The 14224-nt window shown below is 61.0% G+C and carries 11 protein-coding genes and 4 pseudogenes; 4 read left to right on the top strand and 11 right to left on the bottom strand.

Annotated elements, in window-relative coordinates:
- Positions 1-209: 209 nt before the first annotated feature.
- From HT737_RS27415 to HT737_RS27380, 8 genes and pseudogenes are all read right to left on the bottom strand, one after another.
- Entirely contained in the window at positions 210-1265 is a 1056-nt protein-coding gene (locus HT737_RS27415) for a substrate-binding domain-containing protein (protein ID WP_182404387.1), read from the bottom strand.
- A gap of 31 nt (positions 1266-1296) precedes the next feature.
- On the bottom strand, positions 1297-2322 hold the full coding sequence (locus HT737_RS27410; RefSeq protein ID WP_182404386.1) for an ABC transporter permease: 1026 nt from the start codon (positions 2320-2322) through the stop codon (positions 1297-1299).
- A pseudogene (locus tag HT737_RS27405) lies at positions 2315-3866 on the bottom strand (sugar ABC transporter ATP-binding protein). The gene HT737_RS27410 and the pseudogene HT737_RS27405 overlap by 8 nt, the downstream one beginning before the upstream one ends.
- Before the next feature lie 8 nt (positions 3867-3874).
- Entirely contained in the window at positions 3875-4546 is a 672-nt protein-coding gene (locus HT737_RS27400; RefSeq protein ID WP_145595627.1) for a methionine ABC transporter permease, read from the bottom strand.
- A complete protein-coding gene (locus HT737_RS27395) occupies positions 4543-5343 on the bottom strand; it encodes a methionine ABC transporter ATP-binding protein (protein ID WP_182404385.1) in 801 nt (266 codons plus the stop codon). The genes HT737_RS27400 and HT737_RS27395 overlap by 4 nt, the downstream gene beginning before the upstream one ends.
- A complete protein-coding gene (locus tag HT737_RS27390) occupies positions 5340-6149 on the bottom strand; it encodes a MetQ/NlpA family ABC transporter substrate-binding protein (protein ID WP_182404384.1) in 810 nt (269 codons plus the stop codon). The genes HT737_RS27395 and HT737_RS27390 overlap by 4 nt, the downstream gene beginning before the upstream one ends.
- Before the next feature lie 27 nt (positions 6150-6176).
- Positions 6177-7229: an isopenicillin N synthase family oxygenase gene (locus tag HT737_RS27385; RefSeq protein ID WP_182404383.1), complete on the bottom strand. Its 1053-nt coding sequence runs from the start codon at positions 7227-7229 to the stop codon at positions 6177-6179.
- 215 nt (positions 7230-7444) lie between these two features.
- Positions 7445-8381, bottom strand: a pseudogene (locus HT737_RS27380) (Gfo/Idh/MocA family protein).
- 265 nt (positions 8382-8646) lie between these two features.
- Here HT737_RS27380 and HT737_RS27375 point away from each other — a divergent pair.
- Both HT737_RS27375 and HT737_RS27370 read left to right on the top strand, forming a co-directional pair.
- Positions 8647-8910 carry a hypothetical protein gene (locus HT737_RS27375; protein ID WP_041074997.1) on the top strand — a complete coding sequence of 88 codons (264 nt, stop codon included), beginning with the start codon at positions 8647-8649 and terminating at the stop codon, positions 8908-8910.
- Positions 8907-9643, top strand: a pseudogene (locus HT737_RS27370) (Fic family protein). Before HT737_RS27375 ends, HT737_RS27370 begins: the two are co-directional and overlap by 4 nt.
- Before the next feature lie 135 nt (positions 9644-9778).
- Here the strand turns inward: HT737_RS27370 and ycaC are convergent.
- Positions 9779-10411 (bottom strand): isochorismate family cysteine hydrolase YcaC, encoded by a 633-nt coding sequence (ycaC, locus tag HT737_RS27365; protein ID WP_041074995.1) that lies wholly within the window; start codon positions 10409-10411, stop codon positions 9779-9781.
- Between the two features lie 158 nt (positions 10412-10569).
- A complete protein-coding gene (locus tag HT737_RS27360) occupies positions 10570-11490 on the bottom strand; it encodes a universal stress protein (RefSeq protein ID WP_182404382.1) in 921 nt (306 codons plus the stop codon).
- Positions 11491-11749: 259 nt separating this feature from the next.
- Between HT737_RS27360 and fnr the strand changes: the two genes are divergently transcribed.
- Positions 11750-12493: a fumarate/nitrate reduction transcriptional regulator Fnr gene (fnr, locus tag HT737_RS27355; RefSeq protein ID WP_182404381.1), complete on the top strand. Its 744-nt coding sequence runs from the start codon at positions 11750-11752 to the stop codon at positions 12491-12493.
- Between the two features lie 16 nt (positions 12494-12509).
- Here the strand turns inward: fnr and HT737_RS27350 are convergent.
- Positions 12510-13425 (bottom strand): annotated as a pseudogene (locus tag HT737_RS27350) (universal stress protein).
- Positions 13426-13649: 224 nt separating this feature from the next.
- Here HT737_RS27350 and HT737_RS27345 point away from each other — a divergent pair.
- Positions 13650-14213: a GNAT family N-acetyltransferase gene (locus HT737_RS27345; RefSeq protein ID WP_121185891.1), complete on the top strand. Its 564-nt coding sequence runs from the start codon at positions 13650-13652 to the stop codon at positions 14211-14213.
- The last annotated feature ends 11 nt before the right edge of the window (positions 14214-14224 follow it).

Genomic DNA, 14224 nt, shown 5'->3' with positions numbered 1-14224 from the left:
ACGTCTTTATCGACTGAACCGGCGCCTTCGCGGGGCAAGCCCGCTCCCACAGTGGATTGTGTCGATCAGCGGATTGGTGCACGCCACAAAACCTGTGGGAGCTGGCTTGCCAGCGAAAGCGGTGTATCAGTCAATAAATAAGGTGGCTGAACGGACCTTATCGCTGGCAAGCCAGCTCCCACAGGGATCGGTGGATGAATACAGATTTTTCAGTTCGCCACAGGAATCCACTCCGCCCGCGCCACGTTGGCGGTATCACCGAACGCCGGGAGTTTCTGCGCTAGGTCGCGAACGTTTTTCACGTCCAGATCGAGCAGTTGCTGACGGGTGATCAGGGTCGGTGGCACCAGCACCTGATGCCCCGGATTTTCGCCGGCAATCAACATTGCCAGACTGCGCACGCTGATCGCCCCTGCCACTTGCGGATTGACCGCTGCGGTCGCCGCCCAGGCGCTGTCCGGTTCTTTCATGATCTGGATGTCGGCGGTGGAAATGTCAGCGCTGTAGATCTTCACCTTGCGCCCCAACCCGGCCTCGTCGACGGCGATTTTCGCGCCTTTGGCAAACTCGTCGAACGGCGCGAAGATCACGCTGATATCCGGGTTGGCCCGCAGCACTGCGCTGGCCTGATCCGCCACCGAGTTGGCAATCGGCGGATTGAGCGTGCCGAACCGCGCCTTCTCGATGATGCCCGGATTGGTCTTTTTCACCTCACTCCAGATCTCGTCGCGGCGCTCCATCGGCGTGAAGCCGCTGATGTACACGTAACCGGCATCGAACCGCGTGCCGTTGTCCTTCACTGCCTGATCCAGCGCCAGTCGCGCCAGTGCATGGTGATCCTGCTCGACCTGAGTCACTTGCGGGCTGTTCAGGTCAACGTCGAACGCTACCACCTTGATGCCTTTGGCGATCGCCCGGTCAATCGGTCCCTTGAGGGTTTCCGCCAGGCCCAGTTGCACGATGATCCCGTCGACCCCGAGGTCGATCGCCTGATCGATCATCTCGCCCTGACTCGCCGCCTGCTGCCGCGCATCGAACACCCGCAGATTGGCCCCCAGCGCCTCGGTCTGTTTCTCCACGCCGCGCAGGTACGCCTCGGGAAAGTCCCCGGAAAACAGATAACCGACCAGCGCGATCTGCACCTGGCCCTTGTCGAACGGCGCCGGAGCACCCGGCAATGCCTTGGCCTGTGCGCTCAAAGCCAACGCCGAGAGCACCGCGCCGGCGAGGCAGTGGCGTGCGAACTGCTTGATTGAACCGTGCATACATCTTCCTTGCAGCGACAAATGAACCGGCTCAGCGCGCCCGATGCGCGAGGCCGAAGGTGAACATCAGGGCCAGCACCAGCACCAGTCCCTTGACGAAATCCTGCGCGTAATACGGCGCGTTGAGCATGGTCAGGCCATTGAGCAGCGACGCCACCAACAGTGCGCCGACCAACGTGCCGAACGCATTGGGCTTCTTCGCGCCGAGCACGGCAAAACCGATTAGCGCCGCGCCGAGGGCGTCGAGCACCAGACCGTTGCCGGAGCTGACATCACCCCGACCCAGGCGCGCCGCCAACATCAACCCGCCGAGCGAGGCGAGCAACGCCGAGAGCACGTACGCGAGCAACTTGAAGCGCTGCACTGGCGCGCCTGACAATCGCGCTGCCTGCTCGTTACCGCCAATCGCATAGAACAATCGGCCAATGCGCGTGCGCTCGAGAAACAGCCACACCGCCAGCGCCAGCAGCGCGGTGATCACTACCGGCACCGGCACCACCTCCCACAAACGCCCACGTCCCAGCGCTAGAAACGCCGCACTGAAGCTGCCTTCGGTTTCCACACCACTGGGCAAGGTCATGCCCACCGCAATCGAGCGCCCACCCGTGGGAATCAGTTGCACGCCGATCACCAGAAACATGCTGCCCAGCGTCGCGAGAATATCCGGCACCCGCAGCTTGACGATCAGCCAGCCATTGAGCAGCCCGACCAGTGCGCCACCGCCCAGACTGATCAGCACCGCCGGCACCGCGCCCCAGCCGAGCACCACCATCACGTAACTGGCGATCATCAGGCTCATCGCCGCCACCGCACCGATCGACAGATCAAGTCCGCCGACGGCCATGGTCAGGGTCACACCGAGGGCCAACAGCGCAACGATCGACACCGACTGCAAGATGCTGAACAGATTGCCGACGCGCAAAAACGCCGGCTCCGCGACACTGAAAAACACCACGATCAGCGCCAACAGCCACAACAGGCCGTAGCGGATCAGCGCGTGCAGCAGGCGCTCGGCGGGTGCCGTAGCGGACGACAACAATGAACTCGAATCAGGCACTCGCTCTGCTCCTTGGCGTGGCATGAAAGGGATTTTCGCTAGCGTCGCTACCGGCCAGCGCAGCGACCAGGGTCGCGCGCTCAAGACCGGCACGTGGGTATTCGCCGACCACCGCGTGATCGCGCACCAACAGAATGCGGTCGGCGATTTCCAGGGCTTCATCGACATCGGCGCAAATCACCAGGGTTGCCCGGCCGCCGGCAGTGTCGCGCAACAATTGGCCGATCTCGCGACGGGCGCGCACGTCGACGCCCTGAAACGGCTCATCGAGAATCAACACCCGCCCTGCCCCGAGCAGCCAGCGACCCAGCACAACTTTCTGTTGATTGCCGCCGGACAGCGCGCTCATCGGCACCTCGATGCCGGCAGTCTTGATCCCCAGCGCCGCGACTTGCGCCTCGACTGCTGCGGCTTCGGCGCGGTTGCGAATGAAACCGGCACGGGTGAAGCGCTGCAGAAACGGCAGCGTCAGGGTGCGGCGCAGGGAGAAATCCGGCACCAGCGACTGACTGGCGCGATCCTCCGCCGCGAGAAATACACCGCTGTGGATCGCGTCCCTTGGCGAACCCGGCAGCCACTCCATGCCATCGAGTTGCAGGCTGCCGGCCACGGCTTTGCGCAAACCGAACAGCACTTCGGCCATCTCGCTTTTGCCGGCGCCGAGCAGCCCGGTCAGCACCACCACTTCGCCTTGGTACAGGTCGAAATCGAAACGCCTGGAGCGCGGCAAAATCTGCAAACCGCGCACACCAATGACTTTTCGGCCCACGCTGCCGGGCGTGTAGACATGCCCGTCCAGCGCCTGCCCGAGCATGGCGTGCACCGCTTCCGGCAACTGCCGTGCGCTGAATTCCCCCGGCCAGTCGACCATCGCGCAGGACAATGGCGCGATCCGCCACCCGTTGCAGATCGGACAAGCGATGGGAGATGTACAGAATCGCCACGCCACGGCTGCGCAGGGTGTCAATCAGCCCGAACAGCCGCTGCGCCTCGGCATCCGACAACGCGGCGGTCGGCTCATCAAGAATCAGCAGACGCGGCTGCAGGGCAAAGGCCCGCGCCAGCACCACCAACTGCCGTTCGGCCTGGCCCAGGTGTTCAATCGGCTGCTCCAGCGGCAATTTCAGGCCCAGCCCGGCGGCGATACTCGCGGCGCGCTCCAGCAGGCGCTGGCGGTTGAGCCAGAAGTCCGCGTCGGGCCTGCACAACTCATCGAGCAGGAGGTTTTCCGCCACGCTCAAACCGGGCGCAATGCCCTCATTGATCTGCTGATGCACGGCAACGATTCCGACCCGACGGGCCGACAGCGGCGAACTGAATTGCCGGGGCTGGCCGTCGATGTAAATCTCGCCGCTATCAGCGCGCTGGCTGCCGGCGAGAATCTTCACCAGCGTCGATTTGCCGGCACCGTTGGCACCGAGCAACGCCACCACTTCGGCGGGATGAATCTGCAGGCTGACGCGATCCAGGGCGCTGCTCGAGCCGAAGCGCTTGCTCAGTTCACGCACCTGAATCAGCGGCGCGCGGGCCACGACGACACTCATAATATTCCTTAACGTCGATGGGCCAGCGAACGCACCAGCCGGTCGCCCAGGCTCTGCACGCCCTGCACCAGAATGACCAGCACCACCACGGTGGCGACCATCACTTCGTTGTTGAAACGCTGATAGCCGTAACGGATCGCCAGATCACCGAGGCCGCCACCGCCAATCACCCCGGCCATGGAAGAAAAACCGATCAGCATCACCAGCGTCAGGGTGATCCCCGCCAGCAGGGCCGGCAGCGCTTCGGGCAGCAGCACTTTGCAAATCACATGGCGGATATCGCCGCCCATGGCGAGGATCGCTTCGATCCGGCCCTTGTCGACTTCGTCCAGCGCGTTCTCGACGATCCGCGCGAAAAACGGAAACGCGCCGATGGTGATCGGCACCACCGCCGCGGTGCTGCCGAGGGTGGTGCCGACCAGCAGACGCGTCAGCGGAATCAGCGCAATCAACATCACCACAAAGGGTAGCGAGCGCCCCAGATTGACCAGCGAACCCAGCGCGGCATTGAGCCGTGGCAGCGGCCACAGTCCGTCGCGGCGACTGACAAACAGCAACACCCCGAGCGGCAAACCGATCAGCAGCGTGAACAGCCCGGCAAGCAAGACCATGTACAGGGTTTCGCCGGTGGCGTTGAACAGCAGTTGCAGGATTTCAGCCCAGTTGATCGCGCGGTTCATGACTGAGCCGCTCGCACGCCGTATTGCTTGAGGAAGCTGAGCCCGGGGATGTCGTGGCCCAGCGGCAGGCCGCAGGTCGGACGCAACGAAGTGCCGAGACTCGACTGCGGATCGGCAAGCAAACGCGGCACCGGGCCGGACTCGACCAGGCGCCCGTCGGCCATCAACGCTGCGTGATCGCAGATCGACTTGACCACGTCCAGCTCATGGGTGATCAGCACAATGGTCACGCCCAGTTGCCGATTGATATCGCGCAGCAGGTCAAGAATCGACGCGGTGGTTTCCGGGTCCAGTGCACTGGTGGCTTCGTCCGACAGCAGATACGCAGGCTCCGCTGCCAGGGCGCGGGCAATCCCCACCCGCTGTTTTTGCCCACCGGACAACTGCGAGGGAAAGGCTTGCGCCTTGTCCGTCAAACCGACCAGTTCCAGCAGCTCGCGCACCCGCACATGGCGCCACGGTTTGCCGACGTTGGCGATCTCCAGCGGCACGGCGATGTTGTCGAACACGGTGCGTGAATGCAGCAGATTGAAGCCCTGGAAAATCATGCCGATGCGCTGCCGCTGGCGACGCAGGTCGCTGGGCGTCAAGGTCAGCAGGTCCACGCCGTCGATGAGAATTTGCCCGCTGTCCGGGCGTTCGAGCAGATTGAGACAGCGCAACAGGGTCGACTTGCCTGCGCCGCTGCGCCCGAGGATGCCGTAGATCGCGCCGTCGGGAATACTCAGTGACACCTGATCCAGTGCCGGCGCCGGCGCCGACGGGTAGGTCTTGCTCAACTGCTCGACGACGATCATGGCTTGGCATCCTCCACTGGAATCACCGAACCCTTGAAGTTATCGCTGATGTATTTCGCCACTTGCGGCGAGGTCAGGTCTTTGGCCAGTTGTGCGATGCGCGGATCGTTTTGCAGTTTCGGCGTGGTCACCAGAATGTTGGCGTACGGATTGTGCTCGGCCTTCTCCAGCCCCAGCGCATCCTGGGCCGGCACCAGTCCGGCTTCCAGTGCGTAATTGCCGTTGATCACCGCAAGGTCGACGTCGTCCAGCGCCCGTGGGATCTGCGGCGATTCGATTTCCAGGATCTTCAGCTGTTTCGGGTTCTCGGCAATGTCCTTGGGCGTGGCCTGATCGGCCGCCGGATCCTTGAAGCCGGGCTTGAGTTTGATCAACCCGTTGTCCTGCAACAGGTACAGCGCACGGCTCAGGTTGGTGACGTTGTTGGGCACGGCGACGGTGCCTTTTTCCGGCACCTCGGCGAAGCTTTTGTGCCGGCGCGAATAGATGCCCAGCGGCTCGATATGCACCGTGGCAGCCACCGCGAGTTTCTGCCCCAGCGCTTGTTCCTGGGATTTCAGGTACGGCAGATGCTGGAAGTAATTGGCATCGACATCGCCGTGCACCAACAGCTCGTTGGAGTTCACCCCGTTGGGAATCTCGATGACCTTGAGGTTGAGTTGCGGATCGATAGTCTGGATATACGCGAGAATCTGCGCGTGGGGCACCGGATCAGCGGCCACCCGCAACGGCTCCAGCGCCTGAGCACCGAACGAAGTCACCAGCGCGCCGAGCACGGCCAGGGTCAAACCTGCTTTTTTCAACATGTGCGGAGTCCTTGAGCGAGTGATGAATCAGGCGTTGACGGTCTTGCGAGCCGGTGCGGCGGGCATCAGCGCATCGGCATAGAAGCGCCGGGCGACGTCGGGGTGCGAACGCAGCCGGCCCTTGAGGTAGTTCCAGCCGACATCGCGAAACAGCGGATTGAGCGGATCACTCGCCGGGCCACGCGCTTCGCGCAGCAGCGCGGTGGGCAACGGGTACAGCGGCACCACGGCATCGAGTTGCGCGCCGAGGAAAAAGGCGATGGACAAACGCTCGCTGCCTGCGGGCGGCGACACCACCCGATGCACCGTGGCGCGCAGATAACCGTTGGTGGCCAGCTCCAGCAGTTCGCCGATGTTTACCACCAGCGTGTTGTCGCGAGGCAACGCATCGATCCAGCGCCCCTCTTCGACCTCCACTTGCAGACCGGCCTGCTGGTCCTGCAGCAGAAAGCTCAGAAACCCGGAATCCTTGTGCGCGCCGACGCCCTGCTGGCTCGCGCTGGCGGCCTGGCCTGGGTAGCGCATCAACTTGATGTGTTCGTTGGGCTTGTCGCCGTACAACTGATCGAACGCGTCCGCCCGCAGCGACAGCGCCTGGGCAAAGGCACGCAGCAGGCGCAACGCCATGCGCGTCATCGCCTGTTGCCATTCGAGCAGCAGCGGTTTCAGTTCTGGCAGCGCCGCCGGCCATTGGTTGGGTCCCTGCAAGCGCGCCCACAACGGGCTGTCCGCGTCCAGCGGCAACGCTTCACGCTCGGCGCCGAGATCGAATTGCTCACGCCAGTCGGGTTGACCACGGGTGATCTCGGAAGCGGCACGGTTGTACCCGCGAAAGTGCGGCGAATTGATCATGCCGACGGCGGTTTTTTCGTGCTCGGACAAGGCGAAGAACTGCCGGGCGTGATCCTGCACCTGCTTGAGCAGGTCGCTGTCGATGCCATGGCCGGTGAGATAGAAAAAGCCGACGTCACGCGCGGCGTGACGCAGGTTTTCAAGAAATTCATAACGCTGTTGCGCGGTGCCTTCGAACAATGACAGGTCCAGCGTCGGCAGCGTGGTGATATCGAGGGTATGCGGCATGATTCACTCCCGTGTGAACCAAACCTGAAGAGCCTTTGATCGATTCAGCGTGTGCCGTCATGGCAATCGGGGGTCTATCGGTTTGATGCGTTTGATTCGTCGTGAGACAAAACTAAACGATCTTAAAAACCACAAACAAATACCCTTTTTGCATTAGCTTAGGCCTGACGCTGAGGTTCGCCGTCATCGCACAACCGCTATCCCGCTTCAACTGATCAGCGTGCCGGATCATAAAACGGCTCGACTGCCACCCGGCTGCCGACAACGAAACTGTCCGCCACCAGCCGCAGTGGCTGCAGATCCACATCGCTGGCCCGATCACCAATCAGTTGCCGGAAGTGTCGATACACCGGCGTGTACTCGCCCTCTTCCGACACCACTTGGCGCACGCCATCGATGCTCAGCAACGCTCCGCCGTTGTCCAGACGCAGCACACCTTCGGCGCAGCGAATCTCGATACTCCAGAGTTCGTCGTGACCGTGGTCGAAATCGAACTCGGCCTGCACGTCGAGTCTGCTGGCATCGGACATCTTGATCGACGCGGCAATCGGCGACTGGCAGTTGTCCGGTACCCGCAGTTCGGCGGACTCGACAAACAGTGGCTGCGCGAGCAAACGGGTGACAATCGACAGGGCATTGATGCCCGGATCGAAAACGCCCAGACCACCGGGTTGCCAGATCCAGGTCTGCCCGGGATGCCACTTGCGCACGTCCTCCTTCCAGTCGATCTGCACGCTTTGCAAGGTGCGACTGGCGAGCCAGTCACGGGCAGCTTCAATACCGGGGGGCGTAGCGCGAATGCCAGGCGAACAACGCACTGACGTCCTGCTGCCGGGCCTGATTGACCAAAGCCATCGCCTCGCCCAGCGTGGCGCACGGCGGTTTTTCCACCAACACATGTTTGCCGGCGGCCAGCGCCTGCTGCACCAGTGCGAATCGTCCTTGCGGCGGCGTACAAAACGCGATCGCATCCACCTCCGGGCCATGTTCCAGCAACTCGCTCAACGAGTGAAAGTTCTCCACCCCGGCACAGGGTTTACCTTGCGTGGCGACCGCCACCAGACGAAATCCGGGATCGGCGTTGATCGCCGGAACATGTTGATCCTGGGCAATCTTGCCGTAGCCCACCAGACCGAGACGGATCGGTTGCATCAGTGACTCCTGTTGTTGTCTTGTTGTCGTCAGCGAGTGCGCAGATTAGCCGTAAACGACTGGGAATACCCAGCTGAGTCTGATCAAAAAAACCGCAGATGTCAGCGCTCGGTTCATCGCGCAGGGTAGCGTGCATCAATGCAGCGGCGCAGACGAATAGAGCCTGCTTTCTTTACGTACCTTCCCAGATAGCCGAACGTTAGCCGGCACGCTCACAGAAACGACGCCGTGCTATGCTCCGACAGAGAAAACGAGGGGGTTCCAAATGACCAGATCAGCCACTCAGAGCGTCGCGACTGAAGTTCGCCTGCTTGCCAAAGCCCACAAGGTTACCGCCGATCGTGACAACCTCAGTTGCATGGCGGTGACCATCACGCGCCTGGCCGGTGATGTCGTGGAACTGGACGGTGTTGAGCAATTGCTCGTCAACCTGAAAAGAAAAGGCGTTTTGAGCAAAACAGAAATCATGGCCCTCCAAGGCCGCTACCTGCAGGAAAAAAGGCGTTGCAAAAAGCAACTCAGTGCATGAGTTTCTACCCCTTTGGCGATTTTGAGACTGAAGGTTATCTTCAGAACTCGCTCAAACTCAAAGATCCCATTGAAGTCAAAGAGTCCGAGCACCTCTCATTTGAAGCCAGTATCGACGACGCTCTCGCCTACCTCGCCAAGAAAAAGCCCATTGACTACAAGGCAGTCCTGAAAACACACGAAATACTTTTCGCAGGTTTTTACCCTTGGGCGGGGAAAGACAGGAATGAGCTAGTCCCCCATCTGGCAGTTTTCAAGGGATCGAAAGATGATCCTCATCACACGATATTTGAGCGTCCCGACTTGATCAAACGCTCCGTCGAATACGCCCTCGAACTCGCGGCAAACAAAAAGCGCTTCCGTGCTCGGCCCGGGGAAGTCATGGGTCAGTTGGCTTCTGCGCACCCTTTTCTGGACGGCAATGGACGCACGATCCTGCTCGTATACATGGAGCTGTGCTTTCGGACCAAATTCGCCATCAACTGGGCAATGACAAGCAAAGATGAATATCTGCGAGCCCTCAGTGACGAGATTCGAGATCCTTTCCAAGGTCATCTGGATCGTTACCTGACACCTTTCATCATTGACATCTCCAGCCGTGAAGAGTGGCCTGAAATGATTGGCGGCATAAAAGGACTGGATGGTCTGGATAAAGAGGGCATCACCTATGAAAGCTGGATGATCCTGAGGTTCAGCGGCTCTATAAAACTTATAGAGCGCAGCCCATTGAGTGAGTGTCTGTTTTGAAGCGTCCCTTTTCCCTGCGAATTTTCATTACGTTTGAGTGATTCGACACGCCTGCAGCAGACTGAAACCGAAAAACAAAAGCCTGCTTTTCAGGGCAGGCTTTCACATTCACAACGCTGCAGTCACTTTTGCTGCGCGGTCAACGCCGAGTAACTGTTCATCAGGTTCCGGTAGTTCGGAATCCGCTGCGACAGCAGATTGCCCAGTCCTTCGATGTCGTTGCGCCAGTCGCGGTGCAGCTCACAGGCGACCGAGAACCAGTTCATCATTTGAGCGCCGGCCTGGGTCATGCGGTTCCAGGCGGCTTGCTGAACGGTGGTGTTGAACGTGCCGGAGGCGTCGGTGACGACGAATACGTCGAAGCCTTCGGCCAGTGCCGACAGGGTCGGGAATGCGACACAGACGTCGGTCACGACACCGGCAATGATGATCTGCTTGCGGCCGGTGGCCTTGATCGCCTTGACGAAGTCTTCGTTGTCCCAGGCGTTGATCTGGCCTGGGCGGGCGATGTACGGCGCGTCCGGGAACATTTCTTTCAGTTCCGGGACCAGCGGGCCGTTGGGGCCTTGTTCGAAACTGGTGGTGAGGATGGTCGGCAGGTTGAAGAATTTCGCCAGGTCGGCCAGTGCCAGCACGTTGTTCTTGAATTCGTTTGGCGAGAAATCCTGAACCAGAGAAATCAGACCGGTCTGGTGGTCGACCAGCAGGACTACGGCGTCGTCTTTGTTCAGGCGGTTGTAGGTTGCAGTGCTCATGTTTGATTCCCTTTTCTTGGTTGTGGTGGTTGGCGTTGCGTTGAACATGGGCACAGATTACTGACACCACCGAAACCGATAAATCGGTTGAAAAGCGTTTCACTGTCAACTCATAACGGACAATCCCATGACCCGGATCGGCCTTGTCTGCTTCCGTCTCAATTCACCTCGGGTAAAGGTTTGGCGATCATCAAACTGCACGGCGCCCGGTTGAGGACACTCTCGACCGTCGCGCCGATGAAGCCGTCGAGGCCCTGCTGGTAGGCGGTTCCGAGCACCAGCAGGTCGAACGCATTCTGGCGAGCGAACTGTTCGATCACCTTGTGCGGGATCCCGGTCATCTGGTGTCGGCGTCGAGCTTCGATTGCGTAACGCTCCGCCAGCGCATCAAACGCCTCTTGCTGGGTGTCGTTGATCGCCTCGCACAGGCTGTGATCCAGACTCAGCGTCGGCACGCTCATCGCCGCATCGCCCAGCACCGACCAGTTGCTGACGTTGAGCAGGTGCAACTCGGCGCCGCAAGCGCTTGCCAGCGTGGCGGCCAGATCGAGGATGCGGTCATTGAGGCCTTGGGTCAGATCCTCCAGATGCGACAGATCGATGGCAGCGAGCATTTTCAGCGGCAGAGGATGACGGGCTTCGGTGACCAGATGCACCGGGGCCGGACAGTCGCGCAGCAACAGCCAGTCCAGCGGTCGATGGAATGCCCGATTCAGCGCCGGGACATGATGGGTATCCTTGATCACCAGATCGGCCCGATAGTCGTTGATGTACTCCAGCAGATGCGCCGGCGTGGCCCTGGCCCAGACCACTTCGCTGCTGACCTGCACGCCGCAGCGGGTGTGGAACCGGGCCTGTTGCTCCAGCCAGTGCCGGTGCACTTGCAAATAACCCTCGCGTGCCTGGGCCATCGCATCGTGATCAAACAGACCGGCCACTGCCAGCGCCTGCACATAATCGAACGCCACGATGTGCAGCGCCGCACCGGTTGCCTGGGCCAGAGCCATCGCGCGATCAAAGGCCGGGGTGCGAACCATTTCGGCAGGCGCGATCAACAGCATTCGCTTGAATCTGAGCATACGAACCTCATCCTGGCAGTGCGGTACTGGCCTGAGGGCCAGCCTGACATCCCTGTCGATCGAGTAGTGACCACTTGCCCGGCCAGTATCCGACGGTGCCTTGCGAGGGTTCTGATTTTTATCAAGCAATGGCGCAGCTGCGTTCCCCGCACTGCGCTTTCGTCCGTTCGTCAGCTGGCGCAGGCGGTTGTTAAATGAAATCGATGTCCGTATGCGGGGCACCTATGCTTAACCCACCCCCAACCGCGTGAACCCTCCCATGTCCGAAAAACTTGCTCTGCCTGTGCACCACCTCAAAACAGCGTGCTCCAACTGCAGTGTGCTGGAGTTGTGTCTGCCGATCGGCATGAGCGGTGCAGAAGTCGAGCGCCTGGACACGCTGATCGTGCAACGGGTCAAGGTCAAAAAGGGGGCCGCGCTGTACCGCACGGGCGATCCGCTGCGCTCGTTGTATGCCGTGCGAATCGGCTCGTTCAAGACCAGCATGCTGTCGGTGGACGGCCGTGAACAGGTCACCGGTTTTCACATCCCCGGCGAGATGCTCGGGCTGGACGCCATCAGCGCCGACGAGCATGCCTGCAATGCCTTTGCCCTGGAGGACAGCGAGGTCTGTCCGATCCACTTTGCGCAGCTGGAAAAACTGGCGCAGAACCTGCCGTCACTGCAGCACAACCTCAATCGGTTGCTGAGCCGTGAAATCGTGCGCGACCACAGCATGTTGATGCTCATGGGCAACATGAACTCGGATGAGCGGCTGGCGGCGTTTCTGCTCAACCTGTCACAACGCTTGAGCCTGCGCGGTTACTCGGCGAAGGATTTCGTGCTGAAAATGCGCCGTGAGGAAATCGGCTCCTTTCTCGGGCTGCGTCTGGAAACCATCTGCCGGGGCATCGCTCACCTGCGGGATCAGGGGCTGGTGGAAATCAGCGGCCGCGACGTGCGAATCCAGAACATGGACGGCCTCAAGCAATTGGTTGCCGGCTGCCACCGCTCGCCGCACTGAGGCCGGCCCCGGCCGGTCAATCGCTAGGGGCCCGTTGCCTGACCGCCAGAATGCTGCCCGGCACCGAGTACAGTGCCCGCTCGGTGTTGCTGCCGATCAACCGGTCAACGCCGACCCGATGCACCGTACCCATCACCACCACGTCAGCCAGGTACTGCTCGACAAATTCACTGATCACCGGCACCGGCAAGCCCATGGCGAAATGCCGACGTTCCGGGGGGTACGCCATGACGATCGGCCAGGGTCACAAAAGCCTGATGCAGCGACTCACGCAGTTCTTCGACAAAGTTGCCGTTCCAGCCACCGGTCACCAGCGGTGCGTCACCGTTGAATGCCGCCGACAGGTCATAGGCGTACAACAAGTGCAACGGCGCGTCACATTGCAAGGCCAGGGCGTTGGCCGTCTGGATGATGGTGTCGTTCAAGCCGTTGATCTGCGTGGCCGGATCGAACGGATCCACCGCCGCGACCACTCGATGCGGTAATGCGTAGCGAATCTGATTGACCAGGTGCACCGGCACCGGGCTTTCACGCAGCAAGTGACAATCGAGTGGCGTGATGAACACCCGTTTCAGCACTGGCTCCAGCGCCACATCCTTGATCAGCAGATCGGGCTTGAGTGCCTGCACGGTCCTGAGAATTTCCAGCAACGGGTGCGTAGTGAACACCACATCGACGGTGACCTTCAGGCCATGGCCGTTGAGTCGTTCGACCTCATCGGCGATCCAGCGGCGGTAGCGCCGCAAATAGCGCTGAGCGTCGACTTCGTCGATTCTTTCTTCCCACAGATGCGCAACCGGCACCGGTTCGACAAAGGCCCGTACGTCCAGCGCCGCCCCGCTCGCCTTGGCCAGCGCCATGGCGCGCAGCATGGCGGGTGACTGATGCAGGGTCTGGTCGGCGACCAGCAGCAAACGTTGATATTGCCCCATCACACACCTCCGCTCGGCACCGGCGTTGCACGACCGGCAAGGTTCCAGCCTGCGCTCGCGGCCCACTGCCCGACGTTGATTTACATCAACCAACGGCCATTGAGTGACGCGTTCGCGTGTGTCTGATCCAGATCAGATGCTGGCCTCGGCGACGGCGTAAAACCATCAAAAACAACCGTTGCTCAACCCGTGTCAGCCTTTCAAACCGGATGGAGGATTACCCCATGCTTACAGTCAAAGACCACAACGATCGAGCCGTGGCGGCCTACGCCGCAGTCTCCGGGCAACACTGGATCGAGGCCGTCAAGGATGGGCGTCATGTGTTGATCCGTCCGCTGGCGGAAAAGGATCGCGAGCGTGAATACGCCTTCATCAAGCGCCTGTCGCCCGAGTCCCGGCACATGCGTTTTCTGGCGCAGATCAGCGAGCCCGGCCCGGCAATGCTCGACCAACTGATGGACACCGATAACCGGCAGCGCACGGCGTTCATCGCGCTGGTGCATGAAAACGGCCAACTGATCGAAATCGGCATCAGCCGTTATGCCGCCACCGGCGAGCATGAATGCGAATGCGCCGTCACCGTTGCCGATGAATGGCAACACCTGGGCCTGGGGACGCTGTTGATGGAGCATCTGATCAAGGCTGCACGCCAGAACGGCTTCCGCCAGATGTATTCGGTCGACGTTGCCAGCAACGAACCGATGCGCGAACTGGCCCGGGCGCTGAAGTTCGAAACCCACCACGATCCTGAAGACAGCCGTCAGGTCATACACCGTCTTCAGCTGTAAAACAGCGCCCG

The sequence above is a fragment of the Pseudomonas sp. MD195_PC81_125 genome (assembly GCF_014060985.1).
GTDB lineage: Bacteria > Pseudomonadota > Gammaproteobacteria > Pseudomonadales > Pseudomonadaceae > Aquipseudomonas > Aquipseudomonas parakoreensis.
The sequence above is the reverse complement of the archived record's forward strand: the minus strand, read 5'-3'. Positions and strand labels throughout refer to the sequence as shown.

What these genes read in the sequence shown, in the direction of transcription:
- HT737_RS27415 (WP_182404387.1), bottom strand. Translation starts at nt 1,265, where the DNA reads ATGCACGGTTCAATCAAGCAGTTCGCACGCCACTGCCTCGCCGGCGCG.
- HT737_RS27385 (WP_182404383.1), bottom strand. Translation starts at nt 7,229, where the DNA reads ATGCCGCATACCCTCGATATCACCACGCTGCCGACGCTGGACCTGTCA.
- HT737_RS27345 (WP_121185891.1), top strand. Translation starts at nt 13,650, where the DNA reads ATGCTTACAGTCAAAGACCACAACGATCGAGCCGTGGCGGCCTACGCC.
- HT737_RS27375 (WP_041074997.1), top strand. Translation starts at nt 8,647, where the DNA reads ATGACCAGATCAGCCACTCAGAGCGTCGCGACTGAAGTTCGCCTGCTT.
- HT737_RS27360 (WP_182404382.1), bottom strand. Translation starts at nt 11,490, where the DNA reads ATGCTCAGATTCAAGCGAATGCTGTTGATCGCGCCTGCCGAAATGGTT.
- fnr (WP_182404381.1), top strand. Translation starts at nt 11,750, where the DNA reads ATGTCCGAAAAACTTGCTCTGCCTGTGCACCACCTCAAAACAGCGTGC.
- ycaC (WP_041074995.1), bottom strand. Translation starts at nt 10,411, where the DNA reads ATGAGCACTGCAACCTACAACCGCCTGAACAAAGACGACGCCGTAGTC.
- HT737_RS27400 (WP_145595627.1), bottom strand. Translation starts at nt 4,546, where the DNA reads ATGAACCGCGCGATCAACTGGGCTGAAATCCTGCAACTGCTGTTCAAC.
- HT737_RS27390 (WP_182404384.1), bottom strand. Translation starts at nt 6,149, where the DNA reads ATGTTGAAAAAAGCAGGTTTGACCCTGGCCGTGCTCGGCGCGCTGGTG.
- HT737_RS27395 (WP_182404385.1), bottom strand. Translation starts at nt 5,343, where the DNA reads ATGATCGTCGTCGAGCAGTTGAGCAAGACCTACCCGTCGGCGCCGGCG.